At 57.6% G+C, this 3,343-nt stretch carries 1 protein-coding gene and 1 pseudogene; both read left to right on the top strand.

Annotated features, from left to right (window positions below):
- Positions 1-499: 499 nt before the first annotated feature.
- Positions 500-1,720, top strand: a complete 1,221-nt coding sequence (locus tag J0A65_RS21840; RefSeq protein ID WP_206596437.1) for an EAL domain-containing protein — start codon at positions 500-502, stop codon at positions 1,718-1,720.
- Positions 1,721-1,933: 213 nt separating this feature from the next.
- Positions 1,934-3,343: pseudogene (locus tag J0A65_RS21835) on the top strand (hypothetical protein); the annotation flags it as partial.

Genomic DNA, 3,343 nt, shown 5'->3' with positions numbered 1-3,343 from the left:
AGGCCAGGCTGGGCGAGGCCTCGAGGCGGGTTCTGCACAGCGAATCCAGGTGCTTGTTCAACCCCGCTGCATGGGCGCCACTCCAGCCGGCGGTCGGCAACAGCCTGGTGTGACGCTGAAGCCATAGGTGGCTAACCGGCGCGGATCACCAGAACCCTGTCGAGGCGCCTCTGCCCCCAAGGTCCTCTCACGCTGGGGCATCAAACAGGTTCTTGTGCAGGTAGCGCAGCGCGAAGTCTGACTTGACGCAAGCGCTGGTCGTTTGTTCAACAATGTTTAACGGTGATTCTCGGTTTTCGATATTGATGGTGAATTTGAAAGTAATTACCGTGAACTGAAATAAATCCTGAATCGTGCTAGGCGGGTTGTGGGGCATCTCTGTTTATGTCTTGCCGGCCTGGGGAAGTGCTGCCCTGTATGAAACAACTTTTGCCGTTGGTTATGACAACAGGCTTGGATGCCAGACGAAACGAGGCGGGAATGGCCAGGGAGGATAGAGATGTCTAAGTTGGGTGATTCTTGCATTGACACAGGGCTCGCCGGGTTTACGCATATCTTTGTCGTGTTGCGAAATCTCGAACATGTTCGGACAGTTTATGGCGACGATTTCGTGCATGCCCTGGTCAACGAGATTTCATTTCGTGGGCATAGCCGGGGCGCCATTATCTCCATGGTCGGCGAAGGCGCTTTTCTCATGCATATGCATGTGGGCTTTCCAACCAGTTATTGCCTTGCCTTGCAGGAACTTGAACGGTGGCAATTGATTCTGAGTGCTCCGCCATTTGAAATTGAGGGTATTGCAATATTTCCGGTGCTCTCGGTCGGCTTTGTCACGCTCGATCTGTTTGGTACGCCGTCGCTTGCGGAAATCAATCAAATATCTCCGCCAGCGCCGATGCCATTGCCGGAAGTGCAGTGCTCCATTGACTGGCGGCTCTCCTACGAGAGTGATATGGAGTTCGCGGCTTCCTTCTACCGGGGGCTGGGCAGGCAGGATTTCGCGCTTGCCTTCCAGCCGGTGGTCTCGCTTGGCGAGGGGCGGCAGGCACTGTACGAAGAAGGTCTGTTGCGCTCCGTCGAGACTTTCACGCAGCGTGCCACCACAGGGGAGGAGACGATAAGCACGCTGGAGAAGCTGGGCTTGATTCGTCGTCTCGATCGCAGCGTGGTGTTGAGCCTGCTGGCTATGTTGCGCCAGGAGCCTCAGGTGAAGCTTGGCTGCAACATATCCTCGAGCAGTGCGGTGGATGACTCCTGGTGGATATCCATTATGGAATTGCTGGCGCTGCAACCGGATCTGGCGTCCAGGCTGACGGTGGAAATTACCGAGTACTTGCCGATGCTCCATCCTGAAACAGCGGTTGACTTTGTTCAACGTCTCCAAGTGTTGGGATGCAGGATCGCAATAGATGATTTCGGTTCGGGGTTCACGACACTGGATTTCGTCAGGCGCGTTCAGCCGGATATCATAAAGATCCATGCGGGCTATCTTCATCGGGCGCGCGAAAACGAACGGTCTGCGGAAGTGCTGAATAATCTGGTCAGCATTTCATCAACGTTCGCGCCGGATGTCGTCATCGAGGGTGTCGAGAACGAAGAAGACCTTGCCTTGGCCAGAGGAACATCTGCAGCCTGGGCGCAGGGAAATATATTCAAGGCTCCTCAGTTGTGGCCGAGTTGGTCGCGTCATCCTCTTTTTATTCGGAGTTCGTCGTTATGAGTGCTCCTGACTAGTGGCAGATTCTGCACGATCCCTCTTGTAAACCTTTCAGGCTTGGCAGTTGCCGTTTGGCGAGTTCAAGTCGAATGGCTTGTTGTTGCGTGAATGAAGGCGCCTGTTCGTCTCGGATTTCAATGCGCAACTTCATGTTGGTCGGAGTGACCCTTATTGGTGTTGCAGATTGATAGAGAGTTTCTCTCGATAAGGGAACTTATGAGTCCAATTGAATACGTTGTTTGGAATATCTTTTGCGGGCCTGTCAGGGTTGCATCCGTGTGGGGAATGCGTTGCAGCCTGTCCCGTTCGGTTGTTGTACGGCGTGGGCTGCTGGTCATTGGGCTGATTGGCGGCGTCGTCTCTCTTCCCTCGGTTGAGGCCTATGAGGTGGCAGGCGCTACCGACTGCGTGACGTCTGCCGATGACCGCATCGCGATCGGGGACGGAGCCAACGCTTGCGAGGATGCGGCCATTGCCATTGGCAGTACCGCGACGGTCACCGGCATGGGCGGTATCGCCATCGGCTCGCAGTCCCAGGCCAGCAATATCAATGCGATCAATATCGGGGGCAATTCCAGCCTGTCCGCTGGCTCCAACTCGATTGGCATCGGCATGCAAGGCCAGGCGATGGCTGGCAACGCCATCTACCTCGGTACCAGCGCTCAGGCCATGGCACTGAATGCGATGGCCCTGGGAGGGGAGTCCCAGGCACTGGGCGAGTCTTCCGTGGCCCTTGGTGCCTATGCCAATGCCGTTGGTTCATCCAGCCTGGCGTTGGGAGGTGAGGCGCAGGCCCAGTCCGATGGCATGGTCGTCATCGGCACGCTGGCCGGGTCGGGAGCGGTGGGCGAGCGAAACATCCTCGTTGGGCAGAGTGCGGGTCAGCAGCTGCTGGGTATCGACAACGCCTTCGTCGGCTTCGATGCGGGGTCCTACAGCGAGGGACAAAGCAATACCGGCATGGGGCATTTCGCCTCGAACAGGGTGGTCGGCGATTACAACTCGGCGTTCGGTGCCTGGGCTGGTCACAATGTCACCGGCGATGCCAATACCGCCATTGGTCTGGATGCCGGAATCAATCTGGTGGGGTCTTACAACTTCGCCGGTGGAAACGATGCTGGCAGGGATTCGACCGGCAGTGCCAATGTCGCGACAGGCTATCGGGCCGGGCAGGGTGTAACGGGTGACAACAACGTTGCCATCGGGTTGCAGGCCGGCAATAACGTGACGGGTGTCGCCAATATCGCCCTGGGCGTTCGTGCCGGCTCCGGGGTCGAGGCGTGGAGCAGCGTTTCGGTTGGCTATCAGGCCAGGGCATCCGCGAGCAATGCCATCGCCATCGGTACCGATGCGCAGGCGTCAGGCGGTCGAGCGATCAGTATCGGTTTCGGCAACCGGGTCAGTGGCAGCAAGTCCGGTGCCATTGGCGACCCGACGACCGTTTCCGGGACGGGGTCCTATTCGCTGGGCAACGACAACGACATCCGTGCCGACAATGCAGGGGTGTTTGGCAACGACAGCAAGTTGCAGGCAACGGCTACCGGTAGTCGCATCATCGGTAACGGCAACGACCTGGATGTGGCCAACGCTTTCGTGATCGGCAATGCGGCTGATGTCACAGTGGCC

Source organism: Bowmanella yangjiangensis, assembly GCF_017255015.1.
In the GTDB taxonomy this organism is placed as follows: Bacteria; Pseudomonadota; Gammaproteobacteria; order Enterobacterales; family Alteromonadaceae; genus Bowmanella; species Bowmanella yangjiangensis.
The sequence above is the reverse complement of the archived record's forward strand: the minus strand, read 5'-3'. Positions and strand labels throughout refer to the sequence as shown.

Bases quoted from the DNA above. Each gene is read 5' to 3' on its own strand.
- J0A65_RS21840 (WP_206596437.1), top strand. From the start codon at position 500: ATGTCTAAGTTGGGTGATTCTTGCATTGACACAGGGCTCGCCGGGTTT.